Source organism: Lelliottia sp. RWM.1 (genome assembly GCF_016859735.1).
Classification (GTDB): domain Bacteria; phylum Pseudomonadota; class Gammaproteobacteria; order Enterobacterales; family Enterobacteriaceae; genus Enterobacter.
This window is the reverse complement of sequence record NZ_WLVC01000003.1, coordinates 150,500-166,973: the sequence shown is the minus strand read 5'-3', so window position 1 is coordinate 166,973 and position 16,474 is coordinate 150,500. Positions and strand designations below refer to the sequence as shown.

Below are 16,474 nucleotides of genomic sequence, written 5' to 3'. Positions count from 1 at the left end.
AATGGATCGTCATACCCCTCATCGCGACGGTCAGCTGTTTGCCGTCCCGGTTGCTGCTGCCACTGAACACTTTGGTGGCCACATTATTGCGGCCAACGCAGCGGGCTTCGCTGTGCCGGGTAGCGCCACGGCAGCCAATACCACCCTCGGCATCTGTGATGGCTGGGTGGATAACTCTGCCGGTGCAGCTGGTGATGCGAGCGTGCAGGTTCGTCGCGGTAAAGCCTGGTTCCTTGCCAACAGCACTACTGACGCGGTCACGCAGACGCAGATTGGCAAGGATTGCTACGTGGTGGATAGCCAGACAGTGGCCAAAACCAGTGATACCAACGCCCGCCCGGTCGCCGGAAAGGTGCTGGGTCTTGAGAATGATGGCGTCTGGGTTCTGATTTAATAAGGAGAGAACCGTGTTAATTAACGTAAAAAATGTGCGTCAGATTTTCATTAATCTGAAAGCGACCTTCCAGAACGCCTTTGATCAGACGCCGTCCGACTGGCAGAAGATTGCGATGGTAGTGCCATCGACCGGGAAAGAGAACGACTACAGCTGGCTGAGCCGTTTCCCAAAAATGCGTGAGTGGATTGGCGACAAGGTGGTTAAAGCGCTCGCCGCGTTCAACTACACCATTCTCAACAAAGACTGGGAAGCGACGGTTGAAGTTGAGCGTAACGATATCGAAGACGATCAGATCATGGGTTATGCCCTGCAGGCGAAAGGTGCGGGCCAGTCCGCTGCCGAACTGCCTGCCGATATCGTCTTCGCGCTCCTGAGCAAAGGTTTCACCAATCTTTGCTACGACGGCCAGCCCTTCTTTGATACCGACCACCTTTTGGGGGGCAAGTCGGTCTCTAACAAAGGGACGAAAAAGCTTGCCGTCACCTCGCTTTCCGCAGCAAAAGCGAGTTACGGCGCTGCACGAACAGCCATGCGCAGCCTGAAGGATGATGAAGGCGCGTCCCTGAAAATCCGCCCGACCATTCTGGTTGTGCCCCCGGCTCTTGAAGACGATGCCAATTATCTGATGACGGCTGACCGCTTCCCGGACAATACGCCAAACCCTTACAAGGGGACGGCTGAGGTTCTGGTTGTGCCGGAGCTGACGTCAGATACCGCCTGGTTCCTTCTGGACACGTCAAAACCCGTGAAGCCCCTGATTTACCAGGAGCGTAAAAAACCGGTCTTTGTTGAGCAGACTGACTACAACGCTGACAACGTCTTTATGCGCAAGAAGTTCATCTTCGGGGCTGAAGCACGTGCAAACGGTGGTTACGGTTTCTGGCAGATGGCGTATGGCTCGACCGGGGAGGCAGCATAATGCCGATTCAAATCACTGCCCGCCGCGACGGTTTTCGCCGTCTCGGCATCGCCCACAGCGCGAATACTGTCACCTGGCCGGATGACCAGTTCAGCGAGAGCCAGCTCCAGATTCTGGAAAACGATCCAAATCTGATTGTGGTCCGCTCGCAGGATGTTCCTGAATCATCAGGGGATGCTGTTTCCGGCCTGACAGCCGAGCGTAACGACCTCAAAGTTCGCATCAGCGAGCTGGAGGCGACAGTTCTGCAGCTCAACCAGGATGGCGACGCACTTAAGCAGAAGCTTACCAGTGCAAACAGCAGCATCGCGGAGCTGGAGGCAGTACGTGATGCACTGAGTCAGAAGCTGAATACGCTGCAGGCCGGTTCGCAAACCACGGACAAAAAGGCTAAGGGGTAAACGATGTACGCGAACCGGGAGGACATGGTCAGGGCGTTTGGTGAACGTGAGTGCGTGTCGCTCACCGACCGCAACTATACCGGGCAGATTGACGATGATGTGCTGAACGGCGCACTCACTCAGGCCAGCGCTGAAATCGACGGCTATCTCTGCGGTCGCTATCCAGTGCCATGGGCTGATGAGCCCCGTGTTCTCGTCGGTCGCTGCTGCAACATCGCCCGCTATCTTCTGTGCGGCTCTGAGACCCAGATGACAGCGGAAATCCGCGAGCGGTATGAAGACACCGTTCGTTACCTGGAAAAAATCGCAGCCGGGAAAATCAACCTGGGCCGGACGGCTACTGGTGAAGTGGTGAAAAGCGGAACCGGTGCGAGGATGGTGTCGGGGGGCCGCGTCTTTGGACGTGACCAGACTGGCGGAGGAAGTTTCTGATGGTGATTACGGATATTGAAAAAGCCATCGTGGAGCGCCTTCGCAAAGGTATGGGGCGTATGGCGAAGAACGTGCGTTCCTACGGCGGCGAGCTGGACGGCGAGCCTGCGGAGGTACTGCGCCAGCTCCCTGCAGTCTGGGTGACCTTCGGCGGGGTACAAAAAACCGAGCCATACAGCACAGCACGGCAACGGTTTGTGACCCAAGGTCGCTTTGTCGTGGTGGTGGGCGAGCGCAGCCTGCGCAGTGAAGAAACGGCCCGAATGGGTGGGCCACATGTGCAGGAGGTGGGGACGTATATTCTGGTCGCCGCCGTTCGTCGTCTGCTGTCGGGTCAGGATATGGCCGATACGGGTATCAAAATTGCCCCACTCAGCCCCGGTCGCGTACGCACGCTCTTCAACACCCAGATAGAGTCACAGGCTTTTTCCGTTTTTGCCTGTGAGTTCGACACGAAGTGGATTGAGTCCGCACTTGAGAACGGACGTTACCCGGTTACGGATGCGCCGGAAGGTCATGTTGATCACATCTTCCAGACTTATGGCGGTGAGACAACTGACGACGACCCGGCGTGGCTGAGAACACGACTCAGTTACGACCTTAAGCAGCCTGAAAAAGACAATGCAGCTGAGGACATTATAAGTCATGAGTAAAATTAAAGTGAAAGCCGCCAGTGGGTTGAAAGTGCCGCGCGAAGATAATGCACGTCGTTACATCACTGATTCGGAACCCCTTGAAGTGGAGAACACCGCTTATTACCAGCGTCAGGTGATGGCCGGTGATCTGATTCTTGTCACAGAGAGTGACAAGAACGGCAAAAACAAAAACAATGAGGCCAGCACGGAGGTGAAAGGTGAGTAGTCCTAATATCAGCCTTGACACTATAGGCACGAACCGCAAGCCCGGTCAGTATATTGAGTTTAATACCCGTCTGGCCGTTCGAACTTTGCCCGGTAACACCCAGAAGGTGCTGATGATTGTGCCAATGCTGGCATCCGGCTCGTCAGCACCGCTTGTCATTCAGAATGTGTTCTCTGATGAGGAGGCGGCGACGTACTTTGGCCGTGGCTCAATGGCTCACCTGATGGCCATTGCCGCCATCGGTGCATATCCCTACCTGCAGTTGCAGATGATGGGTATCAGTGATGCTGCAGGTGCGGTAGCTGCGACGGGCAAAGTCACCGTGACGGGCACGGCATCATCCAACGGGAAGCTGAGCGTAAACATTAATAATACGCGTATCGACGTCGGTATTTCGGCAGCAGATACGGCGGAAACCATTGCAGCCGCGTTAAAAGAACTGATCACCCAGAAAGACGGATTGCCGGTGACAGCGACGGCAAACGCCGGGGAGGTGGAACTAACCTGCCGTCATAAGGGGGCATTTGGTAATGACATTATTGTCTCTTCCAGCGTGACGGCAACGGGTATCACAGCAGCAGCAGCCACGCTTACTGGCGGTAATGTTGACCCTGATATTACGCCTGCACTGGCGGCAGCGTTCTCTGCAGGACATAACATTGTGGTCAGTCCGTTCGCCACGCAGGATGCGATGACGGCGCTGCGTAACCATCTGACCAATGTCAGTAATGCAATGGAACAGCGCGGTGCAATCGGTGTGGGTGGCTGGCGAAAATCTCTCTCCACCGGCATTTTACTGGCAGAGTCACTTAATGAAGGGCGTATTACGCTGGGCTGGCATAACGGCTCGGTGAAAACCCCGGCACAGATTGCCGCAGCGTATGCGGCTGTCATCGCCAGTGAAGAAGACCCGGCCCGACCGCTGAACACCCTGGCGATGAGCACGCTGGATGTGACACCAGTGGAAAGCCAGCCCGGACGGACTGAGCAGGAAAATGCCCTTCGTAATGGTCTTACGCCGTTTGAGATTGGCCCCGGTGACAAAGTGCAGATCGTTCGCGCTATCAGCACCTACACCAAAAACGCCCAGGGTGTGGATGATGTGGCCCTGCTGGATATCACCACTATCCGCACGCTGGATTATGTGCGCAAGGCCTGTCGTGAACGCATCGCACTGCGGTTCCCGCGTAACAAGCTCAGCTCAAAAACGCCCCCCAAGGTGCGAAGTGAGCTGCTGGATGTGCTCTACAAGCTGGAAGACCTGGAGATTATCGAAGAGGTGGATGCCAACAAAGATGGTCTTATTGTGGAGCGTGATTCACAGGACGTGAACCAGCTGAATGGTCGCATTCCTGCGGATGTTGTGAATGGCCTGCACGTCTTTGCCGGTCGAATTGATTTGCTGCTCTGAGGAGTGAACCAGAATGGCTATTGAAGAATATGTTGGCGCGATCGTCATGGAAGTCGACGGCCAGGAAATTGAAGTGACTGACCTCAAGGAAGATGTGACCACCGGGCGTAAGCTGGTCAAGACGATGAACCGAACGGGGCGGGCAAAAGGCTTCTCCCGTGGCATCGAAGAGATCCAGCTGACCCTAACCGTCGTCATCCCGGAATCTGGCGACCTGAACTGGGCCGGTATTGAGGGTGCGAAAATAACCCAGTACCCGCTAAACAGCACAGGTAAACGAGTGTCTTACCTGGACTGCTTCACCACTCAGGCCGGTGCTCAGTATACCGTCGATAATGAAGCCAAGCGTGATATCACCATGAATACGCTTCGTCGGGTGGAGGAATAATGGAAAAGCAGCAGCTTTTATATGGCGTTAAATACGGTGATAAAGTCCATTTTGACTTTACCGTCAGGATGCCAGTGGTGAGCAATACTATTGACGCGCTGCGGGCAACCGATGAAGCCTGCGGCACGACCGAAGGCGCAGCCGCAAACATGTATTATCGCGTTGCGGTGATGGCGTGTGCAATTACTTCCCTCGGAGACCTGCCGAAGGAAGAAATCACGGCAGAGCTTTTACTTAACGAGCTGAATGATGGTGATTTCGATCTCATTGATGCTCAGGTTGAAGCCATTAAAAAAAAGCGGATGGATTTGAACAAAAGCTCACCGGGTACCGAACCCTCGTCCTCGCCCTCGGAAGATACGGGATCAGTGAACAACAAATCGGAAGCATGACCCGGACGGAACTCGACGGCTACACCGAAGCGCTTGCCCGGTTACATGGAAAGAAAACCGGGCAAACCACCACCCGCACAACCCGCACTGTCAAATCGCAACGCCGGAAGAAAGTCGGCAAACGGAGATAACCCATGGCGCGTAACCTACAACTGGCGCTGCAGCTGTTTGCCCGTGACACCGCCTCCAAAGCGCTTAAGCAAGCACTACAGGGTATCAGCCGTGATACCAAAACAGCGCAAAAAGCCGATGATGAGCTGGCGAAATCCCGCCAGCAGAACTCAACCACAGCGATTCGCGCCTCCCGTTCTCTGATTGAGGAATACCGTCGCGCCAGTTCGGCGCGATCAACTCTTGGCATTCGCTCAGAGCGTGATATTCAGCGTGAAATACAGCAGACCATGGCGGCCTACAACCGCCTTACCCGCACAGGCATGCTGTCCGCGAATGAGCAGAACCGGGCTTTCAGGGCCATGACTGACAGGGTCAAAACGCTTCGAACTGAGCTGGTCGGCGTGAATGACTCAATGACGCGCATGCAGCGCTTTCGTGCAGCAGGTTCAACCGTGGCAGCAGTAGCCGGTGGGTTAACCGCTGCAGGTATGATTATAAAAGACCCGGTTCAGCGTCAGATGGCCTTCGAACGACGTAATGCAGAAATAGCCAACACTGCATATAACGAACTGTCAGGACCTGAGCGTATTAAAAAAATCCCCGTTATCAATAACGCTATCCGCAATGCGGTGCGCTACGGTGGCGGTACGCCTGAAGCAGCACAGGATACGCTGAATGCTCTGTTTGCAGGTAGTCTTGATGAAAAGACGGCTATGAAAATATTGCCTGATATTACTCGTTATGCTTCAGCATCAGGTGCTAACCCACAAGACCTGGCTAAAATTGGTATCAGCGCTATAAAAAACTTTGACATTGATCCGAAAGACTTACCTACTGTTTATGATAAGTCGATTCGTTCAGGGGAAAATGGCAAGTATGAACTTGCCGATATGGCGTCATCTTTATCATTAACGCTCACCAAAGCTAAGAGTATCGGTATGTCAGGTCTTGGTGATTTTGATAAGATATTAGCCTTATTACAGGCAAATGCAGAAACAGCAGGTGATAACAGTGCTGCATCCACTAACGTAAATAATTTACTTGATAAAATCACAAGTGCTGACATTCAAAATACTTTGAAGAATTATAAATTCAGAGGGAAAGGTGGAAAGGCACTTGGTTACATTGACTATTTGGCTGAGCAAAAGACAAATGGGTTAAGTACACCAGATATCGTTATGAATGCCGTATCGGGGATTGTATCAGCAGATAAAAGAGTTCAAAAACTAAGGGGTGAGGCAAAAAAATATAAAGGCACGGATAAAGAAAACGATATCCTCGCTGCTTTGGATATTGTTGTTTCTTCAATTACGTCAAAAATAATTGCTGACCAGCAAGCTAGTACTGCTTTAAAAACAAATATAATGAAGCGTGAGTTTATAAAGGAACAAATAAAAGGAACTGAGAATTCGGCCGGGGCTGGCGCGGCATCTTTTGATGTGATGTCATCAACAAATGATTTTAAGTCACAACAATTTGAATCTGAGAAAATGTTTTCTGAACAGGATGCAATGAAACCTATTGCCGATTTATACGGGGATTTGACGTCAAAACTTACCGATTACGCTAAAGAATATCCTGAATTAACAACTGCTATTTCAGGTGCCACCACTGGCATTAAAGCCATGACAGCGGCGGCTGTAGCCTTTGCCGGGCTCAACTTCCTGACTGGCGGTGGAATTAATTTACCCGGTCGTAATCCTGGTGGCGGTATCCCGCCTGTGCGTGGTGGTTCTCGTCTTGGTGGAATATTCAAAAATGCTCTGCGCTATGGTGGCCGTATTGGTGGCCCTCTGGCAGCAGCATATGCAGCCTATGACTTGAATTCGACCTATGACGAAGCCAGAGATAGTGCTGATAAAAGTGGTATGGGGACTGGTGAGTATCTCTTTAAAAAGACTAAAGAGCGGGAAGCAAACAAAAAACCGCTATTCGATGTTGATGTTGGGAAGGCTGTCAGCTCCTGGTGGAGTTCACCTTCAGCAATCGGCCAGCAAAATTATCAGACTGCAGGTGGGTATTCCATTCCTTCGTTCATGCTGCCACCGCAACAACAAAAATCACAACCCATCAACCTCACCACAAAGCTGATACTGGACGGTCGTGAAATTGCATCAGCGGTCAATGAATACAACGGCGAACAATCCGTTCGCGGCTCAACAGGAGGCCCGCAGTGAGCTGGGAAGATTCATTACAGGATGCCTCATTCAGGGGAGTCCGCTTTGATGTGGTTAATACCCGTGACAGCGCCAGCCGCGACATTGCGACGTATGAGTATCCCTATGTGGACGGTGGTGATGTAGATGACCTTGGCCGCAAGCCTCGTAACCTGCGAATGACGGTCCTTTTCTGGGGCGACGATTACGATGTGCGACTGCAGGCGTTTCTGGTCGCGCTGGATACTCGCGGCAGTGCGGAGTTGATACATCCGGTTTTCGGCTCCATGACGCGCATGCAGTGCATTGAATATCAGGCGTCACACGAAGCCGAGAACGTTGATTACTGTGTCGTCGAGGTGGCCTTTATCCAGGGCGGCCTGAATCTGCCATTCTTTGGCAGTGACTTCCCGTTGTCGAAAGCGGATATCATTTTCAACCAGGCGCAATCCGCTCTGGAGAGAGCCCAGACGGCTATCGACAATATTCTTTCTCCTTTGCGAACTGCGAAGAAGTGGATGAAGAAAGCAAAATCGCTGGCAACCACGACGCTGAATATGGTGACGGTGCTTAAAGGGGAAGTGACGGGGTTTGTCAGCTCCACCTCAGATTTTGTTAATTACCCGAAAGCGTTCATGAATGACCTGCAGAGTGCGCTGAGCCTGACGTCGTTTCAGTCCAAATCTAGTGTCAGTAATAATCCCGGAAGCTATTCACAGTCCTCAGACGTTTCCGGCACAGCGGGCATCGTGATGGCCGACTGGAAGAATGGCCGCAACGAGTTGCAGGATGTGGCGACATTACCTCATGAGATTGTGACCGGGCAAAGAACGGCGGCGGTTGCGGTTCCTGCTGGTTCATCTTCCACGGATATTACAGAGCTGGTAACGGCTGTAAAAATCCAGGTAGCCATCCAACTGGCACTCGATGCTTCCGACATACTCAGTGACAGCAGCATCAGCGATATTCTGTCTCCCGTCGATATTGAGCAGATCACCAATGACACCCGGACGGCCATTCAGGATGCCATCGAACAGACTCGCGAAACCTTTGCTCCCGATACGCAAAATGTGAGCGCCGGTGAAACACCCAGCGGCGTGACATGGCAGCCCGTGGTTGAAAGTCTCAAGGATATCGCCCTGACCGTTCAGGAGTTGGGGATAGCGGTTATTACAAGCAGACCGCCACTGACTACACGCGTGGTATCGTCCGACGCTAACCTGCATCTGCTGGCGCATCTGTGGTACGAGGACTACACGCGCGCCGCCGAGCTGCTGCGCCTTAATCCGACACTACGTAACCCTAACAATATCAAAGCCGGTGACGTTCTGAATGCCTACTCAAGATAAAGATTCGCAGAATACAGTGAGCCTGGTTATTGATGGCAAAATCCATAGTGCATGGAGCCGCTATCAGATTGACTCCGATTTTCTGATCCCCTCCGATGCATGGAGCGTAACGCTTGGGCTGCCTGACGGTATTTTCCCTCCGGCCATTAAACGTGGTGTGCCGGTGCTGGTCAGGGTGGGTAATGATGTTGTCATGTCCGGTCGGGTGGATGTGGTTCAGCGCCGGGTATCCCGTCAGCAGGTCTCTTTATCTCTTTCCGGTCGCGATGGCGCAGCCGTGCTTGTTGACTGCGCTTCACCCGTTTTTACCTCCCGCCAGCTCAGTCTTGAAGAAGTGATCGCCCAGGTTGTCAGACCGCTGGGGATAACGAACATCCGTATCGAGGCTGAATCATCCCTGCGTAATGACAAGGTCAGCGTGGAGCCCGGAGAACGTGCGTGGGATACGCTTGAGCGTGCAGCTGCAGCACGCGGTTTATGGCCATGGTTTGAGCCGGATGGAACGCTGGTGATCGGCGGGCCAGACTATACGAAAGAACCGGTGGCCACGCTTGTTCTTAATCGTGACGGTCGGGGTAATAACGTTCTCGATCTCAGTGACCGGTCATCTGTTACCGGTGTTTTCTCGGAGCTGACTATGCTGGCTCAGGGACATGGTCAGGGGAAGAAGTCCGGCAAGCTGGATATCATCGATGTTGACGCTCTGAATGATGACGCAGAAGATGACAGTGCAGAAGATGATACCGATGGTATTTATAACAGCACCGGCTCAGCTGAAAATGGTTTTCATGGTCTGCGCAGCACCGTTCGTGACAGCACAGTGCCGTTTTACCGTCCGCAGATCATGGTCGCTGGCGATGCGGATAATCAGGAACAGGTTGATTACCGTGCGAAAAAGGCTATGGCCGACGCCCGACTAAATGGGTTTGATCTTACTGTCATTGTCAAAGGTCATCGCATGAAGAGCGGGATTTTATGGCAACCAGGCCAGCGTATCCGCGTGCGAAGTGAACCGCATGATATTGATGATATTTATTTTTTAATGGGAAGAGAGTTTTCAGGTGGTCGCCCGGACAATACCATTACGACCCTGCGCCTCAAAGAGGACGAAGTCTGGATACCGGATGCTTATCCGAAAAAACGTAAATCACGAAAACGCCGCGCGAAAGTAAATAAAGAGCTGGAGATTATTGATGTGGAACAAAATTGATTTACGTATTAACACCGCATTAAACCGTATAAGAAAAGCCTTCAGGGGCGTTTTAATAAGGGTTAACAGCGGCGGTGATATTCAGACCATTCAGGGTAAAGGTCTGGCTACTGAGTCTCTGCAGGATGTGGAGATGTTCCAGCAGTACGGTTTTACATCCAACCCGCCCAGGGGGACTAAAGCCATTATGCTCCCGCTTAACGGGCGCACCAGTCATAGCGTGGTGATTGCCACGGAACACGCTGCATACAGGCTAAAGAGCCTGAAAAGCGGTGAGCTTGCCATTTATTCGGATGAAGGCAGTAACATTATTCTGAAGCGCGGAAAAATAATTGAAGTAAACTGCGATGAATATATCGTTAATACTAAAAAGAACACGGTGAATACCGAACAATATATTGTTAATACCAAAACGTATAAAACCACAGCCTCAGAGCGGGCAGATTTTGATACACCACTGCTGAAAGGCAGTAATGAAGTCGCTGACAGCAAGTCTACGCTGAATACCATGCGTGAGACTTTTGACGGTCACGACCACGACCACGGCGGTGACGCAGGCACAACGCAGAAACCTAATCAGCAAATGTAATTTGTGGTAACGTTAATTCTCACTCAGATTAATACCCACTGAACCCCTTCACCGATAATTTAAATTTCCATGCCGATAGTATGACGGCATGGAAATGTTGATTGATCCGACGACCGGCGATTATACCGGCGAGACTACAGACTCCCTGGCCAATGCCGTTTATCTTCGGCTAACGACCCCGCTTGGCTCATGGTGGGCAGATCCAGCTCTGGGTTCTCTTTTGCATACACTCCGCCGTGAAAAGGATGTGTCTCGCGTTCAGAAACTCGCGGTGCAGTATTCGCAGCATGCCCTGCAGCCGATTATTGACGACGGTCGCGCCCAGTCCATTTCCGTTACTGCAGAGCACTGGCAAAAAGGCTGGATGCTGCTTCATATCACCGTCACGTCCGCGAGCGGAACGCCGCAGACCTGGAAATATCCGGTTAAGGTCAGCTGATGCCATTCATTACCAAAAATGCCGCGCAAATTCGCACTGACATTCTGCGGGATATCAAAAATCTCCTGCAGTTGTCTGATGATAAACTTGGCCCGGACAGCGACTGGTATGTCCGTGCATCAAGTGTAGCCAGCGTTGCCGAAGGGCTTTATCAGCATCAGGGATGGATAGTTCGTCAGATTTTCCCCGATACAGCGGATGCTGAATTCCTTTATCTTCATGCCCGTTTACGTGGGTTAACCAAAAAAGTAGCCAACAGCGCTTCTGGTCCCGCCACATTCACTGGCGAACCGGGAGCGGATGCAGCGGCAGGTCTTGTTTTCAAGCGCGACAGTGTTTCATGGACGACGACCGAAGAAACAACTATTGGGCAGGATGGGAAAGCCTCTGTAAATGCGGTGTCGTCTCTGGCAGGAACGACAGGTAATACCACGTCCATCACTTCTGCAACGCTGACCACAACACCTGACGGTTTCGACAGTACAGTAACTGTGGGTCAAATGACTGGTGGTACAGATGAAGAAACTGACGCTGAGCTGCTGGCTCGCTTACTTGAAATCATTCGCCGCCCTCCTGCAGGAGGTAATAAATATGATTACAAGCGCTGGGCTCTGGAAGTATCGGGGGTTTCTGCTGCTTACGTTTATCCGTTACGACGCGGGCTGGGTACTGTTGATGTTGTGATCACATCTGCAGGTGGATTGCCCTCGCAGGATGTGGTCGACAGGACACAGGCATACATAGAGGATGTCAGGCCTGTGACGGCAAAGAATTCTCTGGTCATCATGCCCACCATCCACACCTTTGACGTGCTGGTTAAGGTGTCCCTGGATGGGATCACACTTGCTGCCGCTACTGAGGCTGTTGCCACAACTCTTGAGGATGATGACTCACGTCGTGAGCCTGGAGTGGAATTTATCCGTAGTCAGGCGGGGACATTGATCTCACTTATTCCAGGTATTACTGACTACGAGATCATCACTCCGTCAACCAATATTCAGCCTGTTGTCGATGCGACAAAAGTTGAATGGCTTAGACTGGGAAATGTTGAGGTAGAGCTGTTATGAGCTACTACACCCTTTTAAATCGTCTTTTGCCTCTCGTCTCATACAGTCCTGGGCAACCTATCCTTGACGCATCACTGCGATCAGAATCAGAGGTGTTTAATGCTCTCGACACATCTGCTGGACTCGTTGAAGGAGGGGTCACACCATTTTATGCACGTAGTCTGATGCCGGACTGGGAGCGAGTTCTTGAGCTGACTCCTGCAGCGGGCGCGACATACCAGCAACGTCTGCAACGTGTGTTGGCAAAACTGGCCGAACTCGGTGGACTCAGTATTCCTTACTTTACCCAACTGGCGAACCGTCTTGGCTACATCATCACAATTGATGAACCACAACCGTTCAGGGCTGGTGTAAACCGTGCCGGTGATCGTCTCTGGGTTGAGGACATTATCTGGGTATGGCGCGTCAACGTTCAGAACTCTGGCACACAATCCTATCGCTTTCGTGCCGGTAGTTCAGCTGCGGGTGAGCGCCTCACGAATTTTGGCGATCCCGTTATTGAAGAGGTATTTCGTGACCTCAAGCCCGCCCATACCTTTTGCTATTTCGCATATCAGGAGAATGAATAATGCGGCCCTTAATGCCACCGGTTCAGACACCGGATAATCTTTTTCATGATGGTAATAAGCTCACTGGTGAGCCGGGGACCCTAGTTGATGCCGAGCATCTGAATAATGAACAGGCTTCGATCAGGGATGTTCAGTCTGAGCTTATTTCAGTTCTCACTGCTGCTGAAATGGAACCCAACCCAGCGGCCCTCCAGCTGTTCTCTGCTCTTCAAATACTGTTTGCTCAAAATACTGACAGCCTTGGGGCGTTGTCCGGTCTGGTCGGCGCAGCAAATAAACTCCCGTACTTCATTGCTGCTGATACCGCAGCTCTGACAACTTTGACCAGTACAGGCCGGGATATTATTGGTAAAAATACCGTCGCTGATGTTCTCTTATACCTTGGTCTGGGAGACGGTTCAATGCTACCGGTTGGCACACCGATCCCCTGGCCGTTGGCAACCCCGCCTACAGGCTTTCTCAAAATGAATGGTGCAACGTTTGACAAGGTTGTTAACCCGAAACTGGCTCTGGCATACCCATCTGGAACTTTACCCGACTTACGCGCGCAAACAATCAGGGGCTGGGATGACGGAAGGGGGGTTGACACTGGTCGTGCACTGTTGAGTGAGCAGGGTGATGCCATCCGAAACATCACCGGCAGTGCGGCAAACGTCTACACAGGCAACCCTGACCTTGCAACGGGCGCGATCAGCTATTCAGGCACGGGCATAACGTCATGGCAAAGCGGGGCGGGTTTAAGTATCTCTTATCGAAACCTGAACTTTAGTGCCGCAACACAAGTGCCAACGGCAGCAGAGAACCGGGTTAAAAGCGTGGCATTTAACTACATCGTGAGAGCGCAATAATGAAAGAATACATCACGCTGAATGAGCTGGGATTTGCAGAAACCTCAGGCTGGATTGTTTGCTATCTGACAAACCCTGATGGGGAATATCTGGGTTTTATTGACGAATTTATCCCTGCCACTGCTGGCTTGCCTGCCGGTGCGTATATTGATGAACCTCCATCTGATGAAGCGGGAAAAGCGATAATCCGTGTCGGCGATAAGTGGGAGTTAGTCGAAGATCATCGCGGTGAAACGGTCTACAGCACTGAGAACGGACAACCGGTTGAAGTGAAAACCCTTGGTGATTACCCAGAAAATACGACGCAACTTGCGCCAGCAACACCTTTTGATAAGTGGAGCGGCTCTGCATGGGTTACTGATGAAGCAAAACTGAAAGCTGCAAATATCGCTGAAGCTGAGGCACGCAAAGCACAATTGCGCGCCCAGGCGGATTCAGAAATAGCCTGGCGGCAGGATGCGGTTAATGACGGCTATGCTACTGAACAGGAGGCCGCTGACCTTGCAGCATGGAAAAAATACAGAGTGTTGCTGATGCGCATTGATACATCAAAAGCACCAGATATTGAGTGGCCCGAAGTTCCGGCCTGATCACAGAAAAATATATCTTTGCGTTCATTTTTGCACTGTGCGGAATGTGTCTTTTTGGCATCTTCCGGCAGTGCAAAATTTATCGCGTTTTGGTGCAAAAAAAATCACCGCGCTACAGGTAGCCCCCACGCCGAAACCGTTCATTTCGTAGGTAGAAGACAGGCCCCAACCGTCGCCGTTCGCTTCAGTGATGTCGCGGTCGTCGTTTTTACCCTGGTACTGAGCAGCAAAGTTCAGACCGTCAACCAGACCGAAGAAGTCGGTGTTACGGTAGGTTGCAACGCCAGTCGTACGGCCAGTCATAAAGCCATCAGTCTGAGTCCAGGTGTCGCCGCCGAATTCTGGCAGAACATCGGTCCATGCGCCGATGTCATAAGCAACACCGTAGTTACGACCGTAGTCGAAAGAACCGAATTCGTTAAATTTCAGACCTGCAAATGCCAGACGGGTTTTGTTGCCGTCAGCACCTTCGGATTCTGAACGGTTACCTTTGAACTCATATTCCCACTGACCATAGCCGGTCATCTGGTCGTTAATCTGAGTTTCACCTTTGAAACCCAAACGCACGTAAGTTTTATCGCCGTCGTTTTTGGTTTCATCAGAGAAATAGTGCAGACCTGTTACTTTTCCGTACAGATCCAGTTTGTTACCGTCTTTGTTATATACTTCAGCCGCGTTTACAACGCCTGCTGCCAACATGGAAGTCACTGCCACTGCAACTAATTTAAGTTTCATTTTTAATAATCCTTATAATTTTCTTTACGCATTTCCTGCGTCATTGCTAAACAATTTCTAAACGAAGCCGCTTGTCAATGACATGCTATTCTTAAAAATCTTGTGGTCTCCTTTCAATAATAAGTTTCAATTTATTAATTTTAATTTCAATTAGTGTGATCGTGATCGGAAAAAGTGACTCGAAACAGCGTTTTCTGGCTAATTAACAGACAGTGATGCATTATTTTCTGTGTATCACAATTCCCGTTGAAATAGTTTTAATGTGTTTTTGTTGCCACTTGAAATTTTTATCTCACGCATAACAATTGATTAGCAATAAAGACATTTGCTCATATTAAAACAGGGTGTTATGAGGATTTTCGCATTTTGATAATGTTATAAGTGCCGACATATCCAGAAATAAACTATTGCAATAAGTGCTATTTAAACAGTGAATATACGCAGAGGATTAATCACGTTCCGGTGTCAATTTATGTCAATTAATGGCGGTGGGGATTTACGAAGGGAAGGTAATATAAACAAGCGCTGAACAAGGATGCTATAGATGAAGAGAATATTCTTAAACTAAATCACACTGATATTTTGAACCTGTTGCGGCGGGCACTTCATCTGCCCGACACAGGGTTTTGAACGCTATTTGCGTGTCGCATACCAGCACAGCAGAGAACCGGCGCACACCATCACCGCGCCTTGCCAGAATGAGAACGACAGCGGAGCGCTCAGCAAGACTGCAGCCAGTGCAGCCGATAACACAGGGGTAAAATAGGAGACCGCGGCAAGGACGGTAACATTGCCGTACAGGATACCAATATTCCAGGAGGCATAGCCGAACCCGAGTGCCACGCCACACATTAATAGCTTCACGACAACAGGAATGCTAAACACCATTTCCGGTTGCTCGCTAAAGGCATATTTCAGCCATAAACTGAGCGCTGTGAGCAAAACAAAAAGGGTAATGCCGTTCTGTCCGTTGGCAAATTTACTGGTGACGGTGCAGTAGGCCGCCCAGATAAATGCCCCGGCAAAAGCCAGTGCGTAACTGAGTGGACTGGAGACAATATTACGCGTGATCTCGTCTATATGCAGGCCGTGTTCACCACCCAATACCCAGCATACCCCCATGAGTGAGATGGCTAATCCGGGGATGACCCACAGGGTTGATTTTTGGCCGTTAAACAAAATCGCAAATACAATAGTGAGGCTAGGCCAAAGATAATTGACCATGCCGACTTCGATCGCCTGGGGACGTGTTGCCGCATATCCCAGTGAGAGCGCCAGGCAAATTTCGTAGCTGACAAATAAGACGCTCCCGGCAATAAGGTAACGTGGAGAGAAACGTCTAATATTTGGCAAGCCAACCGTCACCAGACAAAGTAATCCGCTGACGGTATAGATCATTGCCGCTCCCCCAACAGGACCTAATCCTTCGCTCACGCTACGAATAAGTCCGACCATCGTGCTCCACAGCAGGATTGCCGCCAGTCCAATGAGCGTTGCTCTTTTTTTATCCATCACCTTGCCATCGCCATAAAATACAAAGGGAAAATTTATAGCACTAATCTGCTATTGCTCGCGAATTATTCTCTTTAGCGGGTAACTCCAAAGGA

At 51.0% G+C, this 16,474-nt stretch carries 20 protein-coding genes and 1 pseudogene; 19 read left to right on the top strand and 2 right to left on the bottom strand.

What is annotated here, in order from left to right; translation table 11 throughout:
- Position 1 precedes the first annotated feature (1 nt).
- The 19 genes from GF617_RS04010 (at position 2) to GF617_RS03925 (ending at position 14,132) form a co-directional block, all read left to right on the top strand.
- Entirely contained in the window at positions 2 to 394 is a 393-nt protein-coding gene (locus GF617_RS04010; protein ID WP_203451119.1) for a hypothetical protein, read from the top strand.
- Positions 395 to 407: 13 nt separating this feature from the next.
- Positions 408 to 1,316, top strand: coding sequence for a Mu-like prophage major head subunit gpT family protein (locus GF617_RS04005; RefSeq protein ID WP_203451118.1), 909 nt, complete (start codon positions 408 to 410; stop codon positions 1,314 to 1,316).
- Entirely contained in the window at positions 1,316 to 1,717 is a 402-nt protein-coding gene (locus GF617_RS04000) for an HI1506-related protein (RefSeq protein WP_203451117.1), read from the top strand. The genes GF617_RS04005 and GF617_RS04000 overlap by 1 nt, the downstream gene beginning before the upstream one ends.
- Before the next feature lie 3 nt (positions 1,718 to 1,720).
- Positions 1,721 to 2,149 (top strand): gp436 family protein, encoded by a 429-nt coding sequence (locus tag GF617_RS03995; RefSeq protein WP_203451116.1) that lies wholly within the window; start codon positions 1,721 to 1,723, stop codon positions 2,147 to 2,149.
- Complete coding sequence (locus GF617_RS03990) at positions 2,149 to 2,802, top strand: DUF1834 family protein (protein ID WP_203451115.1); 654 nt, start codon at positions 2,149 to 2,151, stop codon at positions 2,800 to 2,802. The genes GF617_RS03995 and GF617_RS03990 overlap by 1 nt, the downstream gene beginning before the upstream one ends.
- A complete protein-coding gene (locus GF617_RS03985; RefSeq protein WP_203451114.1) occupies positions 2,795 to 3,010 on the top strand; it encodes a DUF2635 domain-containing protein in 216 nt (71 codons plus the stop codon). The genes GF617_RS03990 and GF617_RS03985 overlap by 8 nt, the downstream gene beginning before the upstream one ends.
- On the top strand, positions 3,003 to 4,421 hold the full coding sequence (locus GF617_RS03980; RefSeq protein WP_203451113.1) for a phage tail sheath C-terminal domain-containing protein: 1,419 nt from the start codon (positions 3,003 to 3,005) through the stop codon (positions 4,419 to 4,421). Before GF617_RS03985 ends, GF617_RS03980 begins: the two co-directional genes overlap by 8 nt.
- A 13-nt stretch (positions 4,422 to 4,434) precedes the next feature.
- Entirely contained in the window at positions 4,435 to 4,809 is a 375-nt protein-coding gene (locus tag GF617_RS03975) for a phage tail protein (RefSeq protein ID WP_203451112.1), read from the top strand.
- Positions 4,809 to 5,201, top strand: a complete 393-nt coding sequence (locus GF617_RS03970) for a hypothetical protein (protein ID WP_203451111.1) — start codon at positions 4,809 to 4,811, stop codon at positions 5,199 to 5,201. The genes GF617_RS03975 and GF617_RS03970 overlap by 1 nt, the downstream gene beginning before the upstream one ends.
- Positions 5,198 to 5,332, top strand: coding sequence for a hypothetical protein (locus GF617_RS27360; protein WP_001446052.1), 135 nt, complete (start codon positions 5,198 to 5,200; stop codon positions 5,330 to 5,332). The genes GF617_RS03970 and GF617_RS27360 overlap by 4 nt, the downstream gene beginning before the upstream one ends.
- A 3-nt stretch (positions 5,333 to 5,335) precedes the next feature.
- A complete protein-coding gene (locus tag GF617_RS03965) occupies positions 5,336 to 7,492 on the top strand; it encodes a phage tail tape measure protein (RefSeq protein WP_203451110.1) in 2,157 nt (718 codons plus the stop codon).
- The gene (locus tag GF617_RS03960; protein WP_203451109.1) at positions 7,489 to 8,820 is read left to right on the top strand and encodes a DNA circularization protein; all 1,332 of its coding nucleotides are present in this window, start codon (positions 7,489 to 7,491) and stop codon (positions 8,818 to 8,820) included. Before GF617_RS03965 ends, GF617_RS03960 begins: the two co-directional genes overlap by 4 nt.
- Positions 8,804 to 10,030, top strand: a complete 1,227-nt coding sequence (locus GF617_RS03955; protein ID WP_203451108.1) for a phage baseplate assembly protein — start codon at positions 8,804 to 8,806, stop codon at positions 10,028 to 10,030. Before GF617_RS03960 ends, GF617_RS03955 begins: the two co-directional genes overlap by 17 nt.
- Entirely contained in the window at positions 10,014 to 10,619 is a 606-nt protein-coding gene (locus tag GF617_RS03950) for a phage baseplate assembly protein V (RefSeq protein ID WP_203451107.1), read from the top strand. The genes GF617_RS03955 and GF617_RS03950 overlap by 17 nt, the downstream gene beginning before the upstream one ends.
- A gap of 88 nt (positions 10,620 to 10,707) precedes the next feature.
- Positions 10,708 to 11,058 carry a phage GP46 family protein gene (locus tag GF617_RS03945; RefSeq protein ID WP_203451106.1) on the top strand — a complete coding sequence of 117 codons (351 nt, stop codon included), beginning with the start codon at positions 10,708 to 10,710 and terminating at the stop codon, positions 11,056 to 11,058.
- Complete coding sequence (locus GF617_RS03940) at positions 11,058 to 12,125, top strand: baseplate J/gp47 family protein (RefSeq protein WP_203451105.1); 1,068 nt, start codon at positions 11,058 to 11,060, stop codon at positions 12,123 to 12,125. Before GF617_RS03945 ends, GF617_RS03940 begins: the two co-directional genes overlap by 1 nt.
- On the top strand, positions 12,122 to 12,694 hold the full coding sequence (locus GF617_RS03935; protein ID WP_203451104.1) for a YmfQ family protein: 573 nt from the start codon (positions 12,122 to 12,124) through the stop codon (positions 12,692 to 12,694). The genes GF617_RS03940 and GF617_RS03935 overlap by 4 nt, the downstream gene beginning before the upstream one ends.
- A complete protein-coding gene (locus tag GF617_RS27040; RefSeq protein ID WP_239006315.1) occupies positions 12,694 to 13,542 on the top strand; it encodes a tail fiber protein in 849 nt (282 codons plus the stop codon). Before GF617_RS03935 ends, GF617_RS27040 begins: the two co-directional genes overlap by 1 nt.
- Entirely contained in the window at positions 13,542 to 14,132 is a 591-nt protein-coding gene (locus GF617_RS03925; RefSeq protein WP_203451103.1) for a tail fiber assembly protein, read from the top strand. Before GF617_RS27040 ends, GF617_RS03925 begins: the two co-directional genes overlap by 1 nt.
- 120 nt (positions 14,133 to 14,252) lie before the next feature.
- Here the strand turns inward: GF617_RS03925 and GF617_RS03920 are convergent.
- Positions 14,253 to 14,867, bottom strand: a pseudogene (locus GF617_RS03920) (porin); the annotation flags it as partial.
- A 633-nt stretch (positions 14,868 to 15,500) separates the two neighbouring features.
- On the bottom strand, positions 15,501 to 16,379 hold the full coding sequence (yddG, locus tag GF617_RS03915) for an aromatic amino acid DMT transporter YddG (protein ID WP_203451102.1): 879 nt from the start codon (positions 16,377 to 16,379) through the stop codon (positions 15,501 to 15,503).
- Positions 16,380 to 16,474 lie beyond the last annotated feature (95 nt).

What these genes read in the sequence shown, in the direction of transcription:
- yddG (WP_203451102.1), bottom strand. Translation starts at nt 16,379, where the DNA reads ATGGATAAAAAAAGAGCAACGCTCATTGGACTGGCGGCAATCCTGCTG.
- GF617_RS03945 (WP_203451106.1), top strand. Translation starts at nt 10,708, where the DNA reads ATGGAAATGTTGATTGATCCGACGACCGGCGATTATACCGGCGAGACT.
- GF617_RS03990 (WP_203451115.1), top strand. Translation starts at nt 2,149, where the DNA reads ATGGTGATTACGGATATTGAAAAAGCCATCGTGGAGCGCCTTCGCAAA.
- GF617_RS03925 (WP_203451103.1), top strand. Translation starts at nt 13,542, where the DNA reads ATGAAAGAATACATCACGCTGAATGAGCTGGGATTTGCAGAAACCTCA.
- GF617_RS03995 (WP_203451116.1), top strand. Translation starts at nt 1,721, where the DNA reads ATGTACGCGAACCGGGAGGACATGGTCAGGGCGTTTGGTGAACGTGAG.
- GF617_RS03975 (WP_203451112.1), top strand. Translation starts at nt 4,435, where the DNA reads ATGGCTATTGAAGAATATGTTGGCGCGATCGTCATGGAAGTCGACGGC.
- GF617_RS03985 (WP_203451114.1), top strand. Translation starts at nt 2,795, where the DNA reads ATGAGTAAAATTAAAGTGAAAGCCGCCAGTGGGTTGAAAGTGCCGCGC.
- GF617_RS03950 (WP_203451107.1), top strand. Translation starts at nt 10,014, where the DNA reads ATGTGGAACAAAATTGATTTACGTATTAACACCGCATTAAACCGTATA.
- GF617_RS04010 (WP_203451119.1), top strand. Translation starts at nt 2, where the DNA reads ATGGATCGTCATACCCCTCATCGCGACGGTCAGCTGTTTGCCGTCCCG.
- GF617_RS03955 (WP_203451108.1), top strand. Translation starts at nt 8,804, where the DNA reads ATGCCTACTCAAGATAAAGATTCGCAGAATACAGTGAGCCTGGTTATT.
- GF617_RS03965 (WP_203451110.1), top strand. Translation starts at nt 5,336, where the DNA reads ATGGCGCGTAACCTACAACTGGCGCTGCAGCTGTTTGCCCGTGACACC.
- GF617_RS03970 (WP_203451111.1), top strand. Translation starts at nt 4,809, where the DNA reads ATGGAAAAGCAGCAGCTTTTATATGGCGTTAAATACGGTGATAAAGTC.
- GF617_RS27360 (WP_001446052.1), top strand. Translation starts at nt 5,198, where the DNA reads ATGACCCGGACGGAACTCGACGGCTACACCGAAGCGCTTGCCCGGTTA.
- GF617_RS27040 (WP_239006315.1), top strand. Translation starts at nt 12,694, where the DNA reads ATGCGGCCCTTAATGCCACCGGTTCAGACACCGGATAATCTTTTTCAT.
- GF617_RS04000 (WP_203451117.1), top strand. Translation starts at nt 1,316, where the DNA reads ATGCCGATTCAAATCACTGCCCGCCGCGACGGTTTTCGCCGTCTCGGC.
- GF617_RS03940 (WP_203451105.1), top strand. Translation starts at nt 11,058, where the DNA reads ATGCCATTCATTACCAAAAATGCCGCGCAAATTCGCACTGACATTCTG.
- GF617_RS03935 (WP_203451104.1), top strand. Translation starts at nt 12,122, where the DNA reads ATGAGCTACTACACCCTTTTAAATCGTCTTTTGCCTCTCGTCTCATAC.